This is a genomic window from Streptomyces sp. NPDC013187 (genome assembly GCF_042899705.1).
GTDB classification, from domain to species: Bacteria; Actinomycetota; Actinomycetes; order Streptomycetales; family Streptomycetaceae; genus Streptomyces; species Streptomyces hawaiiensis_A.
Map to the genome: position 1 here is coordinate 162,624 of NZ_JBIBAF010000013.1, position 23,973 is coordinate 186,596.

Below are 23,973 nucleotides of genomic sequence, written 5' to 3' on the forward strand. Positions count from 1 at the left end.
GGAACGTTGCCGAGACTATGCCTTCAAGTTTCGAAGTCAATAGGTGAGCGACTGTGAACCTGAGGCAGGCGTGTGGGGGCAATGTGTTCAAGTGTTGAAGTCATGAAGAGGCGCAGGTAGGGCCGGTGTAGCGTGCACGCATTCAGCGGAGGCGCTGGCTGATGACCTTCGACACACCGTCGCCCTGCATGGAGACGCCGTACAGCGCGTCGGCGACCTCCATCGTGCGCTTCTGGTGGGTGATCACGATCAGCTGGGAGGCTTCCTGGAGCTCCTGCATGATCCGGATGAGCCGCTGGAGGTTGGTGTCGTCGAGCGCGGCCTCGACCTCGTCCATGACGTAGAACGGGCTCGGCCGTGCCTTGAAGATCGACACGAGCATCGCGACCGCGGTCAGCGACCGCTCCCCGCCCGAGAGCAGCGACAGCCTCTTGACCTTCTTGCCCGGCGGACGCGCCTCGACATCCACGCCCGTGGTGAGCATGTTGTCGGGGTCGGTCAGGATCAGCCGCCCCTCACCCCCCGGGAACAGACGGGAGAACACGCCCTCGAACTCCCGGGCGGTGTCCCGGTAGGCCTCGGTGAAGACCTGCTCGACCCGCTCATCGACCTCCTTCACCACCTGCAGGAGGTCGGCCCGCGTCTTCTTCAGGTCCTCGAGCTGCTCGCTGAGGAACTGGTGGCGTTCCTCCAGCGCCGCGAACTCCTCCAGCGCGAGCGGGTTCACCTTGCCGAGCTGCTGGTAGGCCCGCTCGGCGGCCTTGAGGCGCTTCTCCTGCTCGGCCCGGAGATACGGCCTGGGCCGGTTGCGCGGGTGCTCCGGGTCCTCCGGCAGCTCCTCGCCCTCGGCGGGGGGCGAGGGCGGCACGAGCTGGTGCGGTCCGTACTCCGCCACCAGTCCGGCCGGTTCGACACCCAGCTCCTCCAGCGCCTTGGTCTCCAGCTGCTCGATGCGCAGCCGCTTCTCGGCGCCGAGTACCTCGCCACGGTGGACCGAATCCGTCAACTTGTCGAGCTCGCCCTTGAGATCACGCCCCTCGGTGCGGGCACGGGCGAGTTCCTGCTCGCGCCGCGCCTTCGCGGCCTCGGCGGCGGTGCGCTCCTCGTCGGCGCGGGCCAGGGAGACCTCGACGTACGCGAGCAGCTGCCGGGCACCGGCGCCGACGGCCTCGGCGACGGCCGCCTCGTGCCGCAGCCGGGCCCGCCGCTGCTCGGCACGCGCGCGTGCCTCGCGCTCCGCGCGGGCGGCCCGGTCCAGGGAGTCGGCCCGCCCGGCCAGTCCCTTGACCCGTTCCTCGTGCGTACGGGCCTGGAGCCGGGCCTCCATCTCGGTCTGGCGCGCGTTGGCACCGTCGGCGGCGAGCCGGTCCCGTGCGGAGGTGTCGGGCTCCTCCTCGATCGGCATCTCCTCGGCGACGGCGAGCCGCTCGGCGAGTTCCTCGACCTCCTGGAGCGCCTTGTCCAGGGCGTCCTGCGCCCGGGCCGCCGCGGCGGCGGACCGCTCGGCCTCCCCCGCCGCGCCTCGCGCCTGCCCCGCGAGGCGGCCGAGCTGCTGGGCGACGGCCGACTTCTCCCGGTCGCCGGCCCGGCGCCGCTCCCCCAGCTCCTCGACCAGGGCGGCACATTCTTTGCGCCGCGCCACGGCCGAGTCCTGCGCCTCGGTGAGTTCCTCGCAGCGGACGGCCAGCTCCTCCAGCTCGGCGGCGGCCTCGTCGACGGATGCCTGGACTTCGAGGAGGCTGGGTGCGCCGGCGGAGCCGCCGTGGGCGAAGTGGGCGCCCAACAGGTCGCCCTCGGCGGTGACCGCGGTGAGGCGGGGGTGGCTGTATACGAGGTCTTCGGCGTCTTCGAGGGTGCTGACGACGACGATGCCGTGGAGCAGCCGGCGGACGGCCGGCATGAGGTCGGTGGGGCCGCGCACCAGGTCTGCGGCGTAGGTGTGACGGGGGTCTGCGGCGTCGTTGTGGCTGGTCGCGCCGTTGCCCGCCCCCCTGAGGGCGTCGTCTCCTGCCAGGAGCAAGGTGGCCCTGCCCCCGTCCTGTTTGCGGAGGAGTCGGATCGCGTCGGCCGCGGATGCCGGGGACGTGACGGCGATGGCGTCCGCCGCCACCCCGAACGCCGCGGCCAGCGCGACCTCGTGGCCCGGGGTCACCGTCAGGAGTTCGGCCGCCGGTCCGAGCAGGCCGGAGAGGCGGTCCTTCGCCGCGAGCAGTGCCCCGGTGCCGTCCTTGCGGCGCAGGCCGAGTGCCAGGGCCTCGTGGCGGGCCTGGGTGGCGGCGCGTTTCCGCTCCGCCGCCGTGGCCTCCTCGCGGGCCGCCGTGAGGGCGGCCTCGGCCTCGGCCAGCTGCTGCTTCGCCTCCTCGTGCCGCTCGGAGAGTTCCGCGTCGCCGGCGTCCAGGCCGTCGACCTCGGCCTTGAGGGTCTCGTACTCCTCCTGGGCGGCGGCGGCACGTTCCTGCGCCTCGTCGCGGGCGGCGGCCAGGCGTTCGATCTCGGCCTGGGCGGAGGCCGCTCGGGAGCGGGCGGCGTTGACCTGGCCGCTGAGGCGGGCCAGGCCCTCACGCCGGTCGGCGATGGCACGGGCGACGTCCTTCAGGCGCCGTTCCTCCTCGGTGAGCGCGCGCTCCAGCTCGGCGCGGTGGGCGACCGTGTCCTCCAAGGCGCGTTCGGCCGCCTCCAGGGCCGCCTCCAGCTCGGCCTCCTGCTCACGGATCCGGGCGGCCTCACGCTCCATGTCCTCCGGGTCGCGGCCGCGCCGCTCCTCGGGAGGCGCCGAGGTGGCGCTCTTCACGCGGGCGTCGGCCAGTGAGATCGTGCCGCGCACGCGCTCGGCGAGCTGGGAGAGCTCGTACCAGGTCTGCTGGGCGCGCTGGAGGCGCGGCGTGAGCCGGCGGACCTCGTCCTCGAGGAGGGCCTCACGCTGGAGCGCCTTGCGCAGCTCCTGCTCGGCGGACTCCTTGCGTTCCTTCAGCGCGGCCTCGTCGGCGACCTCGGCCTCGAGAGCCTCCCGGAGCCGCACGAGGTCGTCGGCCAGGAGGCGCAGGCGGGCGTCGCGCAGGTCGGCCTGGATGACGGCGGCCCGTCGTGCCACCGCCGCCTGGCGGCCCAGCGGCTTCAGCTGCCGGCGCAGTTCGTCCGTCAGGTCCTGTACGCGCGCGAGGTTGGCCTGCATCGCGTCCAGCTTGCGCAGCGCCTTCTCCTTGCGCTTGCGGTGCTTGAGGACGCCTGCGGCCTCTTCGATGAAGGCGCGTCGGCCCATGGGGTCGGCGTGCAGCACGGAGTCGAGCTGGCCCTGCCCGACGATCACGTGCATCTCGCGGCCGATGCCGGAGTCCGAGAGGAGTTCCTGGATGTCGAGGAGGCGGCAGGTGTCGCCGTTGATCTGGTATTCGCTGCCGCCGTTGCGGAACATGATCCGCGTGATGGTGACCTCGGCGTACTCGATGGGCAGGGCCCCGTCGGAGTTGTCGATGGTCAGGGACACCTCGGCGCGGCCCAGCGGGGGGCGGCCGGTGGTGCCGGCGAAGATGACGTCCTCCATCTTGCCGCCGCGTAGCGACTTGGCGCCCTGCTCGCCCATGACCCAGCTGAGCGCGTCGACGACGTTGGACTTGCCCGAGCCGTTCGGTCCGACGACGCACGTGATCCCCGGCTCGAACCGAAGGGTGGTCGCCGAGGCGAACGACTTGAACCCGCGGAGGGTCAGGGCCTTGAGGTGCACGCCGCCGGACTCTACCGCCCGGGTGTGTCTCACTCCATGAACCCGCGGTTTCGCCGCTGAACGCGCAGGGCACATCAGACGTTAAAGACGGTGAAAGGATGCGGGGGAAAGAAAGAAGGGACGCCGACAGGGCGTCCCTTGCACTTCTGACAACCAGGCGGTTGTGACGGGCGGCCCAACCACTGCTGTGCTGTTGTGGAGCGGTGCAGTGATCAGGTGAGCGCAGGCTCCGCCTGGTGTGCGTCAACGCTCTCCATGATCCTGTCGTGAGAAGCGGCAGCCGTCAGCGCCTCGTTCTCCGCCTGGATTCGTCCGAGCTCGGATTCCAGGTCCTGGACGCGCTGCTGGAGCCGTCGCATCTCGGCGAGGAGTCGCGGGTCGGAGCCGCCGACGTAACCGAGAAGCGCCTTTGCCATGATGGATGGTCCTCCACAATGCGTGACCGACCGCTGCGGTGTGGGTCGTGAGGGATTCGCACCCGCAGTCTTGGCAGGGCCTGGAGTTGTACTGCCGTTCAGCCATGCCAAACAGCTAAGGTGCGCGGGGCTTTCAGCGTCTCACCAAAAAGTTTGACGGTCAACACGATCACGCCCCGTATTGGGGGGCGGCCCGGGCACGCGCGGCCTGGAACGGCCGTACTACGGCTTCTGCGGGGCCCTCAGGGCGTGTCGATCATCCTTGCGCGCGGAGCGCGGCAAGGCAAGCGGTTCTGGCAATCACCAGCAAGTTTCCTTTCCGGACGGCTCTCGGCACGCCGCCCGGAGGCCGCCTCGAGAGCCGCCCTGCGGGCGTGATCAACGGATGGCGAAGCCGTCGTAGCCGCCGCGCGGTGTGTCCCAGATCTCGGTGACGCCGTCCACGCGGCCGGGCGTGTCGTCACCCTGGAGCCACTCCAGCAGCCCCTCGCAACACTCACGTCCGCCCTCGGCGACCACCTGGACGCGTCCGTCGCCCAAATTGAGAGCAAAGCCACTCAGGCCGCCGATCTCCAATGCCTTGGCCCGCGTGAACCAGCGGAAACCCACACCTTGGACGCGTCCACGCACCCAGGCGACCAGTCGCACATCCTCGCTCATGACTGCAACCTAACCGTCCAAACTCTCTCCGGGCACTTCCTCCACTTGCGCCATGCGGTACCGTCCCCCCTCAACGAATCTCATATGAAACTCACACGATCGGGTGAGTTTGGTGTTGATCTCGAGGACGAGTCGACCGCCAGGACGAGGAAGGCCAGGACATGGGACGCCACCGACGCTCCGACGCCGGCCGCGCCGCCACGGGCCGCGCCACGGGCATCACCCACGCCGACGGCTTCGCGGAGGGCCACGATCCGCTGTACCCCACCGCGGACGACGCTCCGACGATGGGCATCGCGCCCTATCTGAACCCGGAGGCGTACGCCGGCAGCTACGCGAAGACCGAGGCCTACCTGTTCGGGGATGAGGCGTCCGCCGCGGCAGGCCGCTACGACGACACGGCTGTCTTCGCGAGCGACGGATTCGCGAGCGACGGTTTCGCGAGCGACGGCTTCACGCCCGACGGCGGCGTCCGGCGCGCCGGTTCGCACCGCCGCCGCAAGAAGGCCGCCCGGCCGATGCGCACCGGGCTGCTCGGCGTCTCCGCCGCCGTCGCCCTCGGCACGGTCGCGGTCGCCACGGGTGCGGTGCCGGGCCTCGACAACTACAAGCTCGGCGGGGGCGGCGGGGCCGACAAGGTCCAGGCCGGGGACACGCCGACGAACACCCCGGTCGAGCAGGGCGGCACCGCCGGCACCGCCGACAGCCGGGACGAGACGTCCACCAGCCGGGACGCCGAGCGCTCCGGCACACCGTCGCCGTCCGCCTCGAAGACCTCGGCCGCGCCGACGAAGACGCCGGAGAAGCCCGAGAAGACGCCGGAGAAGACGCCGGAGAAGAAGAAGCCGGCGGCCACTCCGAGCGAGAAGCCGGACACCACGCCCTCCCGTACGGCCACGAAGGCTCCGAGGACGCCCAGCGCCTCCGCCGCCCTGTCCCGTGAGTCCGCCGCCGCGGCCCAGGTGCTCAGCCTCGTGAACGAGGAGCGGGCCAAGGTGGGCTGCCGCCCGGTCGCCGCCAACAGCGCTCTCACGGACCTGGCCCAGAGCTACAGCGAGGACATGGCGGCGCGCGGCTTCTTCGACCACACCGACCCGGACGGCCGCACCCCCTGGGACCGGGCCGAGAAGGCCGGGATATCCAACCTCGGCGGCGAGAACATCGCCCGCGGCCAGGCGGACGCCGCGGCCGTGATGGACGCCTGGATGAACAGCCCCGGCCACCGCGCCAACATACTGAACTGCGACTTCAAGACGCTGGGCGTAGGGGTCGAGCTCGGCTCCGGCGGCCCCTGGTGGACGCAGAACTTCGGTTACTGAGCCCGGCTGACGACGCTCAGGCGGCGGCCAGGCCCTTGAGGAACACCCTGGCCGTCTCCGCCACGCGGCGGCCCAGCTGTTCGGCCGTGGCGATGTCGGCCTTGTGGACGGCGTCCGGACCCTCGTCGGCGTTGGTCTGAGCGGCCGCGCCCAGGAAGACGCCGAGACGGTTCAGGTCGTGCTCGGAGCCGGTGCTGCTGTTCCAGCCCGGGAGCAGACCGAGACTGACCCAGTGCATGCCGAGCTGCGCGGCGAGGATCTGGAAGTACTGCAGGGTGTGCAGCTTGTCGCCACTCTTGGACGCGGAGTTGGTGAAGCCCGCGGCCAGCTTGTCCTTCCAGGCCTGGGTGGCCCAGCGCTTCGAGGTGGCCTCCGCGAAGACGTGGAAGGCGCCGGACGCGGTGCCCATGTAGGTCGGCGAGCCGAACACGATGGCGTCCGAGCGGTCGAGGACCGCCCACTGCTCCTCGGTGATCTCGTCGACCTTGATCAGATGCACCTCGGCCCCGGCCTCGACGGCACCGGCACGGACGGCCTCCGCGATCACGGCGGTGTGGCCGTAGCCGGAGTGGTAGGCCAGGGAGACGACAGGGGTGGTCACGTGAGAACTCCTCGAAGCAGGCAGGTCGCTGATGATGACCAAAGGAAAGCACTAACTTTCGGTTAGTGCAACCTGTTGGTTAGCGCTGCGCTGGCGTACGCTGGGCGTATGACCACCACCGAGGGGCTCACGGAGGGCCTCGAAGACCTCCCGTTCAACGTGTTCGCCAAGGCCTGCCCGTCACGCGGCACGCTGGAGCACGTCACGGGCCGCTGGGGCGGCCTCGCGCTCGGCGCCCTGTACGAGGGTTCGCTGCGCTTCAACGAGCTGCGCCGCCGCGTCGACGGGGTCAGCGAGAAGATGCTGTCCCAGACGCTGCACGCCCTGGAACGCGACGGCCTGGTCCACCGCGAGGCCCAGCCGACCAATCCGCCCCGCGTGGACTACGAACTGACGCCGCTCGGGCGGGAAGTGGCCGAGCGGCTTCTCGCCCTGATCCACTTCGTGGAGGGGAGCATGGGGCAGGTGCTCGCCGCGCGCGAGCGGTACGACTCCGCTAGGGCGTGATCCTGGGCGGCCGCTGGCACTTCGGGCAGTAGTAGCTCGACCGGTTCATCCAGGGCCGCCGCCGCATGGGGGTGGCGCAGCGCCGGCAGGGCAGCCCCTCACGGCCGTACGCGTCGAGCGACCGGTCGAAGTAGCCCGACTCGCCGTTGACGTTGACGTACAGGCTGTCGAAGCTGGTGCCGCCCACCGCGAGGGCCGCATTCATCACGTCCCTCACATGCCCCAGCAGCATGAGGGTGCGGGGGCGGGTGAAGGTCGCGGTCGGGCGTTCGTAGTGGATGCGGGCGCGCCAGAGGGCCTCGTCCGCGTAGATGTTGCCGACCCCGCTGATCAGTGACTGATCGAGCAGGGCCCGCTTGATCGTGGACCGCTTGCGGCGCAGCGCCCGGTGGAAGGCCTCGTCGTCGAAGAGCTCGTCGAGCGGGTCGCGGGCGATGTGCGCGATGACGTCCGGCAGGCCGTCGGGGGTGTTGTCGTGCAGCGAGAGGCCACCGAAGGTGCGCTGGTCGACGAAGCGGAGTTCGGTGTCCAGGGCGTCGGTGAAGCGGACGCGGATGCGCAGGTGCTTCTCGTCCGGCGCGGTGTGCGGCTGTACCAGGAGCTGGCCGCTCATGCCGAGGTGGGCCAGGATCGACTGGTCCGTGTCCTCCAGGGGCAGCCAGAGGTACTTGCCGCGCCGGCTGGGGACGCCGATGCGGTGGCCCTTCAGACGGTGTGCGAAGTCGTCGGCGCCCGCGAGATGCCGGCGTACCGCGCGCGGGTGCAGCACTTCGGCCTCGGCGACGGTCCGGTGGGCGACCCACCGCTCGAGACCGCGCCGGACGACCTCGACCTCGGGCAACTCGGGCATGGGCTCCCCCGTCACGGACCTGTGGATGACGCGAGCGCCCGCCCCGGGCAGGGGCGGGCGCTCGGGTGCGCTGTGCGTGCCGCCCGGCGAGGGCGGCGGCGGTCAGCCGCCGACGCTGCCGTCGGTGACCGTCTGGGCGGCCTGAGCAGCTGCCGTCTGCGTCGCCTCGGCGTCCTTCGCCGCCTTGGCGCGCTCGTCCGCCGCGGCCCGGATGGACCGCCACGCGGACTCGGCGGCCTGCTGCTCCGCCTCCTTCTTGCTGCGGCCGGTGCCGGTGCCGTACGAGACGCCTCCGACGCGGGCGGCAGCAGTGAAGGTCTTCTCGTGGTCGGGGCCGGTCTCCGTGACCAGGTACTCGGGGACACCGAGCCCCTCGGTCGCGGTGAGCTCCTGGAGACTGGTCTTCCAGTCCAGGCCGGCTCCGAGGTTCGAGGACTTCTCGATCAGGGGGTCGAACAGGCGGTGCACGAGCTCCGCCGCCGAGTCCAGTCCCTGGTCCAGGTAGACCGCGCCGATCACCGCTTCGAGGGTGTCGGCGAGGATGGACGCCTTGTCCCGGCCGCCCGTGCCCTCTTCACCCCGGCCGAGCCGGATGAAGGAGCCCAGGTCGAGCCCGCGGCCCACCTCGGCGAGCGCACGCGAGTTCACCACCGCGGCCCGCAGCTTGGCCAGTTGGCCTTCTGGCAGGTCGGGGTGGGTGCGGTACAGCGTGTCCGTGACCACGAGGCCGAGGACGGAGTCCCCGAGGAACTCCAGGCGCTCGTTGGTCGGCAGACCGCCGTTCTCGTATGCGTACGACCGGTGGGTCAGTGCGCGCACCAGAAGGGCGGACTCGAGCTTGTACCCGAGCCGCCCTTCCAGAAGCGTGTGGGACGAGGCCTGGTTGTCCGCCGGAGCACTCCCGCTCACACGGGAAGACTTGTTCTTGGGCGTGGACACAGTGCCTCTCACCAGCCGCTCAGACCTCGAGGACCTGGCGCTTGTTGTAGGTGCCGCACGACGGGCACGCGATGTGCTGCTGCTTGGGCTCGTGGCAGCGCTCGCACGCAACCAGGGTGGGGACCGCAGCCTTCCACTGCGACCGGCGGTGGCGCGTGTTGCTGCGCGACATCTTCCGCTTCGGAACAGCCACGGCTACTTCTCCTGCTTCTCGTCGACGCCCGCTTCCGCGTCAGCGCCGCTCATCTCGTCCTTCTCGCCGTCCTTCATGGTGCCGGCGAGTCCCTGCAATGCCGCCCAACGGATGTCGACGGCGTCATGGTGGTGGTCCGGGTCGTCCGCCAGCCGCGCGCCGCACTCGGCGCACAGCCCGGGGCAGTCTTCCCGGCACACCGGCTGCATCGGCAGTGCGAGCACCACCGCATCACGCAGCACGGGCTCGAGGTCGAACAAGCCGTCCTCGAGGAAGAGCCTGTCCTCGTCGTCCTCGGCGTCGTCGCCCGGTTCCGCGATCACGCGGCCCCGGTCGTCGGCGTCAGGGTACGAGAACATCTCCTGGAACTCCGCTTCGAGTTCTTGCTCGAGCGGCTCCAGACACCTTACGCACTCCCCTTCGGCCGCGGCACGGGCGGTGCCTGTGACGAGCACCCCTTCCATGACCGACTCCAGGCGGAGTTCGAGCTCCACCGGGGCGCCTTCCGGCACTCCGATGACTCCCTTGATACCGAGGTCCTTGGGAGCGTCGACCGAGCGGGTCAGGCGCTGCAGCGCACCAGGCCGCCGGCCCAGCTCGTGCGTGTCGAACACGAGGGGGTTGCGGTGGTCGAGGCGGGCGTTCAGGGCCATTCCAACTTTCGGTCTGCTGAGCTAAGGGGCGCTGCCCCTTGTTGTTCCCGGGCAGCGTTGATCGCGGACGTACGCGCGACCGAAGAGCCAGGATACTGGACCTTTCGCTCTCGTCCCAATCCGGGGCTCAGCCCTGGCCGCGGCCCTGCTCGTAGGCCCGCAACTGCTCGGCGCTGATCATGCCGGTGTCGAAGAGACTCGTCTCGTCGAGGGCGTAATCCTGCTGGGCGTGGTGGCCCTGCTGCGGCTGCTGCTGGACCTGGTTCGGGTCGTAGGCGGCCTGCTGGGGGTCGTAGCCCTGGAAGGGGGCACCTCCCGCCGGAGCGTAGCCGGGGGTGGGGGCATAGGGATCGGCGTGCTGGTAGCCGTAGGGGTCCTGCTGGGCGGCGTAGGCCTGCTGCGGGTAGCCGCCGTACGGATCGGGCTGCTGTGCGGGGTCGCCTCCCGCGGGGGCGTAGCCGGGGGCGGGGGCGTACGCCGGCTGCGGCTGTCCGTAGTCCCGCTGCTGGGCGGACTGCCCGGCCGCGGGCTTCTGGTCGGCGAGGGCGGCCAGGTCGGCGAGGTAGTCGGCGTCGCTGGAGTGCTGGACGGTGCTCGCGTCGTCGGCGAGGGAGCCGAGGTCGTCGGTGGCGATCCGGCCGTGCAGCTTCTGCCGGCCGCGGCCGACGGCCTCCAGGGTCTTGGCGAGGACCGCCTCGAAGGCGCCGAGCTTGACGTCGACGTACTCGTCGGCGCTGCGGCGCTGGGTCTCCGGGTCGTGGCTGCGCTCGGGGGCGTCCTCGTCCTCGTACCCCTGCTCGTCGGTGCCGGGGCCGGTGCCCAGCAGCTTCTCGCGGCCGCGGCCGACGGAGCCCAGGGTCTTGGTGAGGACGACCTCGAAGTTGGCGAGCTTGGAGTCGACGTACTCGTCGGCCTCGGCGCGGATCTCCTCGGCCTCCTGGCGGGCCTCGGCGAGGATCCGGTCGGCCTCGGCCTGGGAGCGGCGGGCGACCTCGGTGCCGGAGATCAGCGAGCCGCGCTCGGCGTGCGCGCTCTCGATGATCTGCTGGGCCTCGTGGCGGGCCTGCTCGACCATCTGCTCGCGGCCGCCGATCAGCTCCTGGGCCTGGGCGAGGGAGTCGGGCAGGGCCGCGCGCACCTCCTCCAGCATCGCGAGCAGGTCGGCGCGGTTGACCACGCACGAGGCCGACATGGGCATGGACCGGGCGCCGGAGACCGCGGAGACGATCTCGTCGAGCTTCTTCTGCACGTCCACCGTGTGCTCGCCACTCTCTACAGATGCGTTGGAGACGGACGGGACGACTGTACGGCCATGGGGTCCACGCCGAACACCGGGTGACGGGCAGTCAGGCACCGAAGGGACGCCAGGGGCCGGTTCAGTCCTTCCTCAGGCGCTCGGTGAGCTCGTCGAGGACCTCGGCCGGGACCAGGTGGGAGACATCGCCGCCCCAGGTCGCGACCTCCTTGACCAGGGAGGACGACAGGAAGCTGTAGGTGGGGTTGGTGGGGATGAAGAGGGTCTCCACGCCCGAGAGGCCGTTGTTCATCTGGGCCATCTGCAGCTCGTAGTCGAAGTCGCTGACCGCGCGCAGGCCCTTGACGATGGCGGGGATGTCGCGCTGCTTGCAGAAGTCGACGAGCAGGCCGTGGAAGGCCTCCACGCGGACGTTGCCGTACTCGGCGGTGACCCGGCGGATCAGGTCGATCCGCTCCTCGATCTCGAACAGGCCCTTCTTGGCCTGGTTGATCATCACCGCGACGTAGACCTCGTCGTACAGCCTGGAGGCGCGGGAGATGATGTCGAGGTGTCCGTTGGTGATCGGGTCGAACGACCCGGGACATACGGCGCGGCGCACTTGTGATCCCTCGCTCTCCGGTCCGGTCATCGTGCGTCTTCGCACGTAGAGGCGGCGCGACCGTACCAAAACGTTCCCTCGCCGTAGCGACGGGCCCGGAGGGGTTCGAAACCCTCGGGCCACCGGAATTCACCGCCTCTGGTGCTGCGCTCCACGGTGACGAGGGCTTCCTCGGCGAGCCAGCCTTCGGTGCGGAGTGTGAGGAGGATCTCCCGAAGATCGTCGTCCGTGACGGCGTAGGGCGGGTCGAGGAAGACGAGGTCGTACGGGTCGCCGGGGGGTGTGGTGCGGATGATCTGTTCGGCTTTGCCCGCTCTGACCTCTGCGCCGGGAAGGCCGAGGTTCTTGACGTTCCCGCGGACCGTGCGGACGGCCTTGGCGTCGGCTTCCACGAGGAGGGTGTGACCGGCGCCGCGGGACAGGGCCTCCAGGCCGACGGCTCCCGATCCGGCGTAGAGGTCGAGGACGCGTTCGCCGTCCAGGGGGCCGCCGAGGAGGGATTGCCAGGTGGAGAAGAGGCCTTCGCGTGCGCGGTCGGAGGTGGGGCGAGTTCCGGTGCCGGGGGGTACGGCGAGTCGACGTCCGCCGGCCGTGCCGGCGATCACGCGGGTCATCTTCGATCCTTGGTTGTGGGCGGGTTCAGGTTCATTGTGGCTGGTCGCGCAGTTCCCCGCGCCCCCTTGAGGACGACAACCATCAGCCCTTTTCCAGGTACTGCTCCCTTTCCTCGTCCAAGAGGGCGTCGAGAGCCGTACGCAGTGCGGGCAGGTGGGCCAGGTCCGGGTCGGTCGCCACCACAGCCGTCGCCTCCTCCCGTGCCTCCGCGATGATCTCCTCGTCCTCGATGACGGCCAGGACCTTCAGGGAGGTCCTGGCGCCCGACTGGGCCTGTCCCAGGACGTCGCCCTCGCGGCGTTGTTCCAGGTCGATGCGGGAGAGTTCGAAGCCGTCGAGGGTGGAGGCGACCGCGCCCAGGCGCTGGCGGGCCGGGCTCGCCTCGGGCATCTCGGTGACCAGGAGACAGAGGCCGGGGGCCGAACCACGGCCCACACGGCCGCGCAGCTGGTGGAGCTGGGAGACGCCGAAGCGGTCGGCGTCCATGATCACCATGGCGGTGGCGTTGGGGACGTTGACGCCGACCTCGATGACCGTCGTGGCGACCAGGACATGGGTGTCGCCGGCGGCGAAGCGGCGCATGACGGCGTCCTTGTCGTCGGGATGCATCCTGCCGTGGAGCACTTCGACCCGCAGGCCCTTGAGGGGGCCCTTGACCAGCTGATCGGCCACGTCCAGGACGGCGAGGGGCGGGCGCTTCTCCGCCTCGTCCTCCGGGGACTTCTTCTTCGCGGACTTCTTCGGGTCGTCCTCCTCGTCACCGATGCGGGGGCAGACCACGTAGGCCTGGTGGCCGTTCTCCACCTCCTCGCGGACCCTTTCCCACGCCCGGGACAGGAAGTGGGGCTTGTCGGCGGCCGGGACCACATGGCTGGCGATCGGGGAGCGGCCGGCCGGCAACTGGTCGAGGACGGAGGTCTCCAGGTCCCCGAAGACGGTCATGGCGACGGTGCGCGGGATGGGTGTGGCGGTCATGACCAGCAGATGCGGGGGTTGTTTGCCCTTGCCGCGCAGGGCGTCGCGCTGCTCGACGCCGAAGCGGTGCTGCTCGTCGACCACGACCAGGCCCAGGTCGTGGAACTGCACCTTGTCCTCGATCAGCGCGTGGGTGCCGATGACGATGCCGGCCTCGCCGGTGGTGAGGTCGAGCAGGGCGTGCCGCCGGGCGGCCGCCCCCATGGAGCCGGTGAGCAGCACGACCTTGGTGGCCTGCTCGGCCCCGCCCAGCATGCCGCCCTCGGCCAGCTCGCCCATCATCTCGACGACGGAACGGTGGTGCTGCTGCGCGAGCACTTCGGTGGGCGCGAGCATGGCGGCCTGCCCGCCCGCGTCGACCACGGCGAGCATGGCGCGCAGGGCGACCAGGGTTTTTCCGGATCCGACCTCCCCCTGCAACAGCCGGTGCATCGGGTGGTCCGTGGCCAGGTCGTCGAAGATCTCCCGGGAGACGCGCTGCTGGCCGTCCGTGAGAGTGAAGGGGAGGCGGGCGTCGAAGGCGGTGAGGAGGCCGTCCGGGGCGGGTTTGCGGGGGACCGCGGGGAGTTGGGCGTCGGCGTGCCGGCGGCGGGCCAGGGCGACCTGGAGGACGAAGGCCTCGTCCCACTTGAGGCGGGAACGGGCGTCCTCGATGTCCGCCTTGGTGTGCGGGCGGTGGATCTTGAGGAGGGCTTCGGGGAGCGGGACCAGGCCGCGTCCCTGGCGCAGGGAGTCCGGGAGCGGGTCGACGGCCTCCTGGGCGGTGGGCAGGACCGTCTGGATCGCCTTGCCGATCTTCCAGGACTCAAGCTTGGCGGTGGCGGGGTAGATCGGGATCAGGGCGCCCGCCCATGCCTCGACGGACTCCGCCGGATCGTCGTCGGTACCGCGCAGCAACTCGTAAGCCGGGTGGGCGAGTTGGAGACGGCGGTTGAAGACGGAGACCTTGCCCGCGAACATCGCGCGGGTGCCCGGCAGGAGTTCCTTGTGGGGCTTGTGGACGCCTGCGCCGAAGAAGACCAGTTGCAGCCGGCCGCTGCCGTCCGTGATCGTGACCTCAAGGCGCTGGCCCTTGCCGCGCGGGGCCTTGGCGGAGGCGAACGTGTGCAGGCGGGCGTCGGCGACCTGCGCGACCACCGTGACGTGCTCGTCCATGGGGAGGTCGGCGAGGTGGGTGAGCTGGCCGCGCTCCTCGTATCTGCGCGGGTAGTGGTGCAGGAGGTCGCCGACGGTGAGCAGGCCGAGGTGCTCGGCCATCACCTTCGCGGTGGCGGGGCCGAGCACCGACTTCAGCGGTTGTCGCAGGGGTTCTTCCAGTGCGGGCACGAGATCCATTGCACACCACGCCACTGACATCGGCTTCCAGGCCCGCGGCCGGATCGCCGTAAAGATCCCGGAAACCCCTGGTCAGGCGGCTCACCAGGGCCTTAGGATGACGCGCTCCCGGCCCTCCTCGCGGTCACCGCCCCACCGGGACCGCCCGACCCCGCGCCGTCGCGAGTCCCCCACCGGCGCCGTGATGATGGACTCCCAGAGCTCACAGCCCTCCCAGGCACCCCATTCGCCCCCGTCACCTCATACGTTCCAGGTCGACCTGCGTGGTCTGGTGGACCTGCTCTCCCACCACCTCTACTCCAGCCCCAAGGTGTATCTGCGCGAGCTGCTGCAGAACGCCGTGGACGCCGTCACGGCCAGACTGGTGGACGAGCCGGACGCCCCTGCCCGGGTCCGGCTGCATGCCGAGGGCGGTGCCCTGCGCGTCGAGGACACCGGCGTGGGGCTCACCGAGGCGGACGTGCACAGCCTGCTGGCCACCATCGGGCGCAGCTCCAAGCGGGCCGAGGGGCTCGAAGAGGCGCGGTCCGACTTCCTCGGGCAGTTCGGCATCGGGCTGCTGGCCTGTTTCGTCGTCGCCGAGCGGATCCGGGTCGTCAGCCGCAGCGCCCGTACGCCCGGGGCGCCGCCGGTGGAGTGGACGGCGTGCGACGACGGTTCGTACACCGTGCGGACGCTGCCGGACGCCGAGCGGCCCGATCCTGGCACGACCGTGCATCTGGTGGCCCGGGCGGGTGCCGCGGAGTGGCTCGCGCCCGAGCGGATCGAGGCGCTGGCCCGGGACTTCGGGTCGCTGCTGCCGTACGACGTCCGGGTCGGCGACGAGGCGGTCACCGACCTTCCGGCGCCCTGGGACCGGCCTTACCCGGGCCCGGCCGCACGCCGCGTCGCCCTCGCCCGGCACTGCCACGACCTGTTCGGCTTCACCCCACTGGACACGATCGACCTGTCCGTCCCGCTGGCCGGCATCCGCGGGGTGGCGTACGTGCTGCCGTCGGCCGTGAGCCCGGCCCAGCGCGCCGGTCACCGCGTGCACCTCAAGGGCATGCTGCTGACCGAGCGGGCCGAACAGCTGCTGCCCGACTGGGCGTTCTTCGTGCGCTGCGTCCTCGACACGGACAGTCTGCGGCCCACGGCGTCGCGCGAGTCGCTGTACGAGGACGAGACGCTGGCCGGTGTGCGGGAGGCGCTGGGCGAGCGGATCCGGGCCTGGCTGACGGGGCTGGCGGCCGGTGATCCGGACCGGCTGGCCGCGTTCCTGTCGGTGCACCACCTGGGTGTGAAGTCGCTGGCCCGGCACGACCGGGAGATGCTGCGCACGATGCTGCCGTGGCTGCCGTTCGAGACGACCGACGGGCGGCTGTCCCTGGAGGAGTTCACGCAGCGGCACCCGGTGGTGCACTTCACGCGGACCGTCGAGGAGTACCGGCAGGTCGCGCCGATCGCGTCCGCGCAGGGCATCGGCGTCGTCAACGGCGGCTACACGTACGACAGCGAGCTGGTGGAGGCGCTGCCGTCGGTACGGCCGGGGACCGTGGTCGCCGAGCTGGACGCGGAGACGGTGACCGCGCATCTGGACGCCGTCGACCCGGCCGAGGAGCTGGCCCTCTCCGGCTTCCTGGCGGCGGCCCGGGCCCGGCTCGACCCGCTGGGCTGTGACGTGGTCCTGCGGGCCTTCCACCCGCTCTCCGTGCCCGCGTTGCACCTCGACGACCGGGACGCCCGGCACGAGCAGGCCCGGGCGGACGCCGAGGAGCGGGCCGACGACCTGTGGGCGGGCATCCTCGGCTCCCTGCGCGGCAGCGCACCCCGAGCGCGACTGGTGCTCAACCACCTCAACCCGCTGGTCCGGAGAATCAGCGCGCTGCCCGACCCGGAGCTGATCGGCACCGCCACGGAGTCGCTCTACGGGCAGGCGCTGCTGATGGCGCAGCGACCGCTCAGGCCGGCCGACTCGGCGCTGCTCAACCGCGCGTTCATCGGCCTCCTGGAGTGGGCCACGCACAGTGAGGACGGTCAGGCATGACGGAGATCACGGACTTCGACGCCCTGCGCGAGGCGATGGCGGAGAACTCCGGGCAGCCGGAGGGGCCGGCCCGCAACGCCCGCGCCGAGGAGCTGCTGACGGCGGCCGAGAAGCTGGGCGTCCCGCTCGCCGTGATCGAGGCACTCGGCCACCAGCTGAAGGTCTACAACTACAGCTCCGAGAAGGGGAAGATGTTCGTCCCCTTCGCGCGGCTGCTGCGGATGTGGGACGAGCGGCCCGAGGACTTCGACGAATACGAGACGCACTCGCTGCACTGGGTCTTCAAGTGGGTCTCGGCCGGCATGCTGGACCAACCGCACATCCCGCTCGCGTCGATCGAGAAGTGGCTCGGCGAGATGGAGCACCGCTACCGGCTCGCCGGGCACTCCGAACGGGCCGTGCGCAGCGCCGAACACAGTGTGGCCGCGCATGTCGGGGACGTGGCGCGGGCCGAGCGGGCCTACGCCGCGTGGCTGGCCGCCGACCGGGACACCATGGCGGACTGCCACGCCTGCGAGTTGCACGGGCAGGGCTGGTGGCAGGCGGAACTGGGGCGGGACGCCGAGGCGCTCCGGTTGTGGCGGCCGGTGCTGGAGGGCGAGTACACCTGCGCCCACGAGCCCCACACGGCCTTCGCGTCCTCGCTGGTGCCGCTGCTGCGACTGGGGCGCCTGGACGAGGCCCGGGCCAACCACCTGCGGGGCCTCCGGCTCGTCCGCGCGATGGAGAGCATGCGCGGTGCGTACGCGGAGCACGTGGAGTTCTGCGCGCTGACCGGCAACGAGGCCCGGGGCCTGGAGCTGCTCGCGGAGCGGCCTGCGTACTTCACCGACGACGGGCATCCGCAGAGCAGGCTGGACTTCCTGAGCGTGGTGGCCCTGCTCATGGACCGGCTGACCGGGCTCGGGCTGGGCGAGCGGCAGGTGCCGGGTCCGGCCGGACGGGAGTGGACCGCCCGGGAACTCGCCGCGCACGCGCGCGGGGAGGCCCTCGCGCTGGCGGCGCGCTTCGACGAGCGCAACGGCACGGCGTACGTGAGCGAGCGGGCACGCGCGCGCATGGCGCGGCAACCGCTCGCGGAACGGCTGCCGCTGGGCGTGCGGTCGGTACGCCCGTCTCCCCCGCCCGTTGCCCACGCCGCTCCGGTCCGCGCCACCGGGCAGTCCGATCTGCCCGCCCTGCTGGCCGAGGCACGGCGGCTGTCGGACAGCCTGCGGCCGAACGCCGTGGAGGCGTGGGCGGCGGCCGCCGAGGCCGCCGAAGGCGCCGAGCTGGACCCGCGCGACCGTGCCGAGATGGCCGACCACGAGGCGATGTCCCTCGGCCCCGAGGGCACTGGGCTCTTCGAGCGGGCCGCAGACCTCTACGCCGAGGCGGGCGACCCGGGCGAGGCTCTCGCCGCACGCGCGCGCGGGGCGTACGTCCGCGCGCTCGGGGGTGACGTGGACGGCGCCGTCGCGGCAGTGGCGGGCCTGTACGACGAGGTCCTCGCGCTGTACGCCGCGGAGGGCACGGGGATGCGGCAGACGGCGTCCGTCGTGATGAGCCGGGCCCGGATCCTGACCCGCCGGGCGCATGAGGGCGAGGGCGAGGGGTCCGCTCTCGCCGAGGCCGAGGCCGCCGTCCGTGAGGTCCTCGCGCTCGTCGACGGCCGGACCGGCGAGGACGTACGGCTGGCCGCGCGGGTCGCCGAGGCGCAGGCGATGCTCGGGGAGCTGGCGGGGCTCGCCGGGGACCTGGAGAGGGCCGCGGAGCTGTTCGCACGGGGCGCGGCGGCGTTCGTCGCGGCGGGACTGCCGTGGTACGCGGTGGAGTACGAGGCCCGCCTGGCCTCCCTGGCCCACCACCTCGGTGACGCGGCGGAGACCGAGCGGGCGCTGCGGGCGGCCCTGGAGCACGGCGGAGCGCACCTGGAAGCGCCGGGCCGGGCCCAGCTGCACCTCCAGCTCGCCGAGGTCCTCGGTGGCCGGGGTGACGCCGTGGAGGCCGCCCGGCACGCCCTGGAGGCCGCCCACTGGGCCGACGAGGCGGGTGAGTCGGCGACGCTGGGCTCCTGGGCGCGACAGCAGCTCGGCGGGTTCCTGCTGCGGCAGGGGCGGTGGGCGGAGGCCGCGGAGGTGCTGGAGGCGGCGCTGCCCGACCTGACCGCCGAGACGCACGGCGACGGGGCGGTCGTGCAGACGCTGTGGTGGCTCGGCGACTGCCTGAGCGAGCTCGGCGAGCACCGCGCGGCCGCCGAACGCCGTCTGCGGGCCGCCGAGATCGCCCGGCACTGGCCCGAGCAGTACGACCACGCGACCCTCGCCCACCTGGCCGGGGAGTCCCTCGGGCAGGCCGGACTGCCCGTCGAGGCGGACCGGGCCTACGCCCGCGCGGGCGACCTGTGGCGCGCGCTGGGCGACACCCCCGGCCTGGTCCGCTCCCTGCGCGCCCGCGCCTGGCTGGCGTTGGAGACCGAGGGCGGGCCCGCCGGGGCACGCGCCCTGATGGCGGAGGCGATCCGCGCGTGCGAAGCGGCACGGGAGGCGGCGTCCCACGAGGAGACCCGGCAGCGGCTCGTCGCCGAACTCGGCCACACACACGGACAGTTCGGCGACCTGCTGGCCCGTTCCGCCGTCGAGGGCGCTGAAGACGCCCCGCCCCGGGGTCTGTTCGAGGAGGCGCTGGCCCAAGTCGTGCGGTCGGCCGAGGTGTTCGCCTCCCTCGGGGACGGCGCCCTGCACAGCCGCACCGGCGCGGAACTCGCCGCGGGCCGGCTGGAGGCCGACCTCGACCGCCGCGCCGACGCGATGGCACGCGCGCGTGCGGTGCTGGCGGCGTACGAGGGGTACGACGGCGCGGTGACGGGCGACGGGGACGGCGAGGCCGAGGCGGTGCGGACCCGCCGGGCGGAGGCGGAGCAGCTGCTCCGGCTGTTGACGGAGCGGCCGGACTGAGGAGGCCCCGTGCTGATCCCCTCCGGGTTCGCGGAGACCGGCGAGCACGAACTCCAGGCGGTGATTGTGGAGATCGCCGAACGGCAGGTCCGCCGCACGCCCGACGCGGAAGGCTCGTCCTACTCCACGCCGATGAGGAGCAGGGCCCCCTGCCGTCCGCCCCGGTACAGCACCGTGTCGACGGCGAGGTACCCCTCGCGGACGCGGCTCTCCAGATGTGCGGCGACGGTGTCGGGGACGTCGTCGCCGAGGACCAGGGTGACCATCTCGCCCCCGGCCGAGAGCATGCGGTCCAGGACGGTCTCGGCGGTCACCGCGACGTCCGAGCCGATCACGGCCACGTCCCCGTCGATCAGGCCCAGGACGTCGCCTGCCTGGCAGATGCCGGCCATCGTCCAGGACTGCCGTTCGGCGACGGTGACCTCGGCGTAACGGGTGGCCCCGGCGGCCGAGGTCATGGACACGACGTCCTCGTCGAAGCGGCGGTCCGGTTCGTGGACGGCCAGCGCCGCGATGCCCTGGACCGCCGAGCGGGTCGGGATCAGGGCCACCCGGATGCCCTCCGCGCGGACCTGTTCGGCGGCCGCGGCGGCGGTGTGGCGCAGGTCGGCGTCGTTGGGCAGCAGCACGACCTCGCGCGCGTGGGCCCGCCGTACGGCCTGGACGAGCTCGCCGCTCGCGGGCGGCTCCCCGGGGCGGGCGAGCACGGTCGTCGCCCCGGCCTCCGTGTACAGCCCGGCCAAGCCCTCGCCGGGTACGACGGCCACGACGGCACGCTCGGCACGCTCCCGAGGCGGCCGGTCGGCGCCGGTGGTGTGCACGTCACCGGCACCGAAGTGCGTGATGCGGATGCGGTGGGGCCGCCCGGCCTCGATGCCGGCCTCGACGGCCGCGCCCGCGTCGTCGACATGGACGTGGACGTTCCACAGCCCGTCGCCGCCGACCACGACGAGGGAGTCCCCGAGGGTGTCGAGCCGCCCCCGCAGCCGCTCCACGGCCGCGTCCTCGGCCTCCAGGAGGTAGATCACCTCGAAGGCGGGCCCCTCCTCGCCGGGTACGACGGCGACGCCGTCCGTGCACACGTCCGGGACGCCGTCGCCGGGCGCGGGGCCCCCGACGGGATCCACGCGCGCCTGGGAGTGCCGTAGCGGGCCCCGCGCCTTCTCCCCCGTGAACGTCTCCACCAGCGCCCCGAGCACCGCGACCAGCCCTCGTCCACCGGCGTCGACCACCCCGGCGCGTTCCAGGACGGGAAGCCGGCCAGGGGTCTCGGCGAGGGCGGTGCAGGCTCCGTCGTAGGCCGCCCGGGCCACGGTCCCGCAGTCGCCCTCCGCACCGTCGGCGGCGTCGGCGGCGGCCGAGGCGACGGTGAGGACGGTGCCCTCGACGGGATGGGCGACGGCTTGGCGGGCGGAGTCGGCCGCGCGGCGCAGGGCGAGCCGCAGGTCCCGCCCGTCGGCGTGGTCGAGGTCGCCGTCGGCCAGCACCTGGGCCATGCCGCGCAACAGCTGGGCGAGGATCGTCCCGGAGTTCCCGCGGGCGCCGATGAGCGCCCCGTGTGCCATCGCCCGGGCCGCGTCGGCCAGCGTCGGCCCTTCGGGACCATCGGCATCGGAGCCCGCGGCATCCGGGCCGCCGACGGCTTCGGATCCCGCCGCGTGCCCCGCGAACACCGCCTCGACGGCCGCGACCGTGGACTCCACGGTCAGATAGAGGTTGGTGCCGGTGTCGCCGTCCGCCACCGGATAGACGTTGATCGCGTCGATCTCCTCACGCGCCCGCCCCAGTGTCTCCAGCGCGAGACCGCACCAGGTGCGCACCGCGAGAGCATCGAAGAATGTCTGCGGCACCTGCGCCACTACGCCTCCCTGAGCTGCCGGACGTGGCAGGCAGCGTAGACCCCGGTGCGGTGTTCACCGGAAGTGGGAGGGGGCCGGGCCCCTGAGCTGCCATGGTAGTTTCGCTCTACGGGTGCAGCCGTTGTATGCTGCTCCGGTTGCCCGATCTGATCGGGCCTTCCCCCTGGCAACGCCACTCAGATTTCGACCGGCTGGTCACAGCCCGAGAGTCCTGATCCCGGCCTGCCGGGATCAACCGTAAGTGCATCTGAAGTCTTTGGAGTGACCCGTGGCTGCCAACTGCGACGTCTGCGGCAAGGGGCCGGGCTTCGGCAACAACATCTCGCACTCGCACCGCCGTACGCCCCGTCGCTGGAACCCGAACATCCAGCGTGTGCGTACCGTGGTGGGCGGGACGCCGAAGCGCGTGAACGCTTGCACCTCGTGCATCAAGGCCGGCAAGGTCTCGCGCTGACGCTCAGCTAGCGCGCGGCCACTGCTGGTTCGCTGCAGAGCCGGTCCACCTCTGGTGGGCCGGCTCTTTGCCGTGCCCGCTCTTCGCCGTGCCCGCTCTGACGATCAGGATCTTCACCGCGCCTGAGCGTCAGCGTCGTCAGCGTTCGGTGCCCGTCCGGAAGGGCCAGCCGTGATCCACCGGCCCGATGCCGCCGCCGAGCGAAAACCCGGCCGCGACGGCCCGCGTGACGTACTCCTTCGCCGCCGCCACCGCCTCCGGCACGGACTGCCCCTTGGCGAGCTGGGAGGCGACCGCGGAGGCGAGGGTGCAGCCGGTGCCGTGCGTGTGGCGGTTGTCATGCCTAGGCGCCCGCAGCCAGTGCTCCTCGGAGCCGTCGGTGAGCAGGTCGACGGCGTCCCCGGGCAGGTGTCCGCCCTTGATCAGCACCCAGCGCGGCCCGTACGCCAGCACGGCCGCGGCGGCCGTGCGCATATCGCGCTCGGCCTCGACCCGGACGCCCGCGAGCTGGGCCACCTCGTCGAGGTTGGGGGTGGCGACCGTCGCCACCGGCAGCAGCTTCGTACGGACGGAATCCAGCGCGGAGGCGGCGAGCAGGGCGTCGCCGTGCTTGGAGACGCCCACCGGGTCGACGACCGCCGGGGCGTCCGTTCCGGCGATCAATTCGGCGACCGCCTCCACGAGTTCCGCCGAGGCCAGCATTCCCGTCTTGACCGCCTGCACGCCGATGTCGTCGACGACGCTGCGGTACTGGGCCCGCACGGCCTCCACGGGCAGCTCCCAAGCCCCCTGCACACCGAGGGAGTTCTGCGCGGTCACCGCCGTGACGACGCTCATGCCGTGCACGCCGAGCGCGAGCATCGTCTTGAGGTCGGCCTGGATGCCCGCGCCTCCGCCGGAGTCGGAGCCAGCCACCGTCAGGACGTTGGGGATCATGACTCTATGTCCCCGAAGTGGTCCCAGCCGCCCTTGCTGGTCCACGGCGCCCCGTCGACCGTCACCTGGGGCAGCGCCGAGGGGTTGAGGACCTCGCCGATGACCTTCCAGCGGGCGGGCAGCTTCACGTCCGGCGGGAAGGTCGCCACGATCGCGTGATCCTCTCCCCCGGTCAGCACCCACTGCATGGGGTCGACCCCGACGGCCTGCCCGATGTCGTTCATCTGGGAGGGGATGTCGATCGCCCCGGAGCGGACGTCGATCCGCACCTTGCTCGCCTCGGCGATGTGCCCGAGGTCCGCGATCAGCCCGTCGCTCACGTCGCACATCGCGGTCGCCCCGAGCCCGGCGGCGGCCGGACCCGCGTGATACGGCGGTTCCGGGCGCCGGTGCGCCTCCACGAAGGCCCGCGGTGAACGGAATCCCCGCGACAGCACCGCGTATCCGGCGGCCGACCAGCCCAGCCAGCCGGTCACCGCGACGCGATCGCCGGGGCGGGCGCCCGCCCGCGTCACCGGCTCCTGATTGCGCAGATCGCCGAGCGCGGTGATCGACACCATGATCGAGTCGCCGCGTACGACGTCGCCGCCGACCACGGCGGCGCCCGCCACCTGGCATTCGTCGCGCAGGCCGTCCATCAGCTCGCTCGGCCACGTCACCGGCAGCTCGGCCGGGACGACCAGGCCGAGCAGCAGCGCGGTCGGTACGGCGCCCATGGCGGCGATGTCGGCGAGGTTCTGCGCCGCGGCCTTGCGGCCCACGTCGTAGGCCGTCGACCAGTCGCGCCGGAAGTGCCGGCCCTCCACCAGGATGTCCGTGCTCGCCACGACCCTGCGGTCGGGCGCGGCCACCACGGCGGCGTCGTCGCCGGGGCCGACCCGGACCGCCGGGGTGGTGGTCAGACGGGAGGTGAGCTCCCTGATGAGCCCGAACTCACCGAGCTCACCAACAGTGCCCTTCATTGCCCTTTCTCCCCTTCTGTCCCTGTCCGTGCCCGGTCGCGAGGCATCTCGGTCCTCGCTACGGTCGAAGTGACCGTCAAGTTCTGCCGGACCTGCACCCCGGCGCGCACAACCCGGTCCCCGCGGGTCTCCCCGCGGCGAGCGGCGACGCGATACCGTG

At 72.0% G+C, this 23,973-nt stretch carries 20 protein-coding genes; 5 read left to right on the forward strand and 15 right to left on the reverse strand.

The window, feature by feature from the left end:
- Positions 1-142: 142 nt before the first annotated feature.
- The 3 genes from smc to ACFY5B_RS27260 all read right to left on the reverse strand — a co-directional run bounded on the left by smc (position 143) and on the right by ACFY5B_RS27260 (position 4,797).
- A complete protein-coding gene (gene smc / locus ACFY5B_RS27250) occupies positions 143-3,721 on the reverse strand; it encodes a chromosome segregation protein SMC (protein WP_389973802.1) in 3,579 nt (1,192 codons plus the stop codon).
- Between the two features lie 212 nt (positions 3,722-3,933).
- Positions 3,934-4,137 (reverse strand): hypothetical protein, encoded by a 204-nt coding sequence (locus ACFY5B_RS27255; protein ID WP_030852030.1) that lies wholly within the window; start codon positions 4,135-4,137, stop codon positions 3,934-3,936.
- Positions 4,138-4,515: 378 nt separating this feature from the next.
- The gene (locus tag ACFY5B_RS27260) at positions 4,516-4,797 is read right to left on the reverse strand and encodes an acylphosphatase (protein WP_389973806.1); all 282 of its coding nucleotides are present in this window, start codon (positions 4,795-4,797) and stop codon (positions 4,516-4,518) included.
- Positions 4,798-4,958: 161 nt separating this feature from the next.
- Between ACFY5B_RS27260 and ACFY5B_RS27265 the strand changes: the two genes are divergently transcribed.
- The gene (locus ACFY5B_RS27265; RefSeq protein ID WP_389973809.1) at positions 4,959-6,116 is read left to right on the forward strand and encodes a CAP domain-containing protein; all 1,158 of its coding nucleotides are present in this window, start codon (positions 4,959-4,961) and stop codon (positions 6,114-6,116) included.
- Positions 6,117-6,132: 16 nt separating this feature from the next.
- Here ACFY5B_RS27265 and ACFY5B_RS27270 read toward each other — a convergent pair whose 3' ends face one another.
- Complete coding sequence (locus ACFY5B_RS27270; protein WP_389973812.1) at positions 6,133-6,717, reverse strand: flavodoxin family protein; 585 nt, start codon at positions 6,715-6,717, stop codon at positions 6,133-6,135.
- Positions 6,718-6,825: 108 nt separating this feature from the next.
- On the opposite strand from ACFY5B_RS27270, the gene ACFY5B_RS27275 reads away from it, so the two are divergent.
- A complete protein-coding gene (locus ACFY5B_RS27275; protein WP_389973815.1) occupies positions 6,826-7,224 on the forward strand; it encodes a winged helix-turn-helix transcriptional regulator in 399 nt (132 codons plus the stop codon).
- Here the strand turns inward: ACFY5B_RS27275 and mutM are convergent.
- The 8 genes from mutM to recG form a co-directional block, all read right to left on the reverse strand.
- Complete coding sequence (mutM, locus tag ACFY5B_RS27280; protein WP_389973818.1) at positions 7,214-8,074, reverse strand: bifunctional DNA-formamidopyrimidine glycosylase/DNA-(apurinic or apyrimidinic site) lyase; 861 nt, start codon at positions 8,072-8,074, stop codon at positions 7,214-7,216. The two genes, ACFY5B_RS27275 and mutM, sit on opposite strands and share 11 nt — an antisense overlap.
- A gap of 102 nt (positions 8,075-8,176) precedes the next feature.
- Positions 8,177-9,025 carry a ribonuclease III gene (gene rnc, locus ACFY5B_RS27285; protein WP_389973821.1) on the reverse strand — a complete coding sequence of 283 codons (849 nt, stop codon included), beginning with the start codon at positions 9,023-9,025 and terminating at the stop codon, positions 8,177-8,179.
- Positions 9,026-9,032: 7 nt separating this feature from the next.
- Positions 9,033-9,206, reverse strand: coding sequence for a 50S ribosomal protein L32 (gene rpmF, locus ACFY5B_RS27290; RefSeq protein ID WP_003951102.1), 174 nt, complete (start codon positions 9,204-9,206; stop codon positions 9,033-9,035).
- 2 nt (positions 9,207-9,208) lie between these two features.
- Entirely contained in the window at positions 9,209-9,859 is a 651-nt protein-coding gene (locus ACFY5B_RS27295; RefSeq protein WP_351639385.1) for a YceD family protein, read from the reverse strand.
- 127 nt (positions 9,860-9,986) lie between these two features.
- Positions 9,987-11,114 (reverse strand): cell division initiation protein, encoded by a 1,128-nt coding sequence (locus tag ACFY5B_RS27300; protein ID WP_389973826.1) that lies wholly within the window; start codon positions 11,112-11,114, stop codon positions 9,987-9,989.
- Between the two features lie 121 nt (positions 11,115-11,235).
- Entirely contained in the window at positions 11,236-11,715 is a 480-nt protein-coding gene (coaD, locus tag ACFY5B_RS27305) for a pantetheine-phosphate adenylyltransferase (protein WP_184908493.1), read from the reverse strand.
- 26 nt (positions 11,716-11,741) lie between these two features.
- Positions 11,742-12,515 carry a 16S rRNA (guanine(966)-N(2))-methyltransferase RsmD gene (gene rsmD, locus ACFY5B_RS27310; protein ID WP_389974061.1) on the reverse strand — a complete coding sequence of 258 codons (774 nt, stop codon included), beginning with the start codon at positions 12,513-12,515 and terminating at the stop codon, positions 11,742-11,744.
- Complete coding sequence (recG, locus tag ACFY5B_RS27315) at positions 12,412-14,640, reverse strand: ATP-dependent DNA helicase RecG (RefSeq protein WP_389973829.1); 2,229 nt, start codon at positions 14,638-14,640, stop codon at positions 12,412-12,414. Before recG ends, rsmD begins: the two co-directional genes overlap by 104 nt.
- Before the next feature lie 187 nt (positions 14,641-14,827).
- On the opposite strand from recG, the gene ACFY5B_RS27320 reads away from it, so the two are divergent.
- Together ACFY5B_RS27320 and ACFY5B_RS27325 are read left to right on the forward strand one after the other, a co-directional pair.
- Complete coding sequence (locus ACFY5B_RS27320; RefSeq protein ID WP_389974063.1) at positions 14,828-16,666, forward strand: HSP90 family protein; 1,839 nt, start codon at positions 14,828-14,830, stop codon at positions 16,664-16,666.
- The gene (locus ACFY5B_RS27325) at positions 16,663-19,602 is read left to right on the forward strand and encodes a tetratricopeptide repeat protein (protein ID WP_389973832.1); all 2,940 of its coding nucleotides are present in this window, start codon (positions 16,663-16,665) and stop codon (positions 19,600-19,602) included. The genes ACFY5B_RS27320 and ACFY5B_RS27325 overlap by 4 nt, the downstream gene beginning before the upstream one ends.
- A 119-nt stretch (positions 19,603-19,721) precedes the next feature.
- On the opposite strand, the gene ACFY5B_RS27330 is transcribed toward ACFY5B_RS27325, so the two are convergent.
- Entirely contained in the window at positions 19,722-21,461 is a 1,740-nt protein-coding gene (locus ACFY5B_RS27330) for a DAK2 domain-containing protein (RefSeq protein WP_389973835.1), read from the reverse strand.
- A 268-nt stretch (positions 21,462-21,729) separates the two neighbouring features.
- On the opposite strand from ACFY5B_RS27330, the gene rpmB reads away from it, so the two are divergent.
- Entirely contained in the window at positions 21,730-21,915 is a 186-nt protein-coding gene (rpmB, locus tag ACFY5B_RS27335; protein ID WP_004924906.1) for a 50S ribosomal protein L28, read from the forward strand.
- A gap of 138 nt (positions 21,916-22,053) precedes the next feature.
- On the opposite strand, the gene thiD is transcribed toward rpmB, so the two are convergent.
- On the reverse strand, positions 22,054-22,851 hold the full coding sequence (gene thiD / locus ACFY5B_RS27340) for a bifunctional hydroxymethylpyrimidine kinase/phosphomethylpyrimidine kinase (protein WP_389973838.1): 798 nt from the start codon (positions 22,849-22,851) through the stop codon (positions 22,054-22,056).
- On the reverse strand, positions 22,848-23,813 hold the full coding sequence (locus ACFY5B_RS27345) for a thiamine-phosphate kinase (protein ID WP_361923820.1): 966 nt from the start codon (positions 23,811-23,813) through the stop codon (positions 22,848-22,850). Before ACFY5B_RS27345 ends, thiD begins: the two co-directional genes overlap by 4 nt.
- Positions 23,814-23,973: the final 160 nt, after the last annotated feature.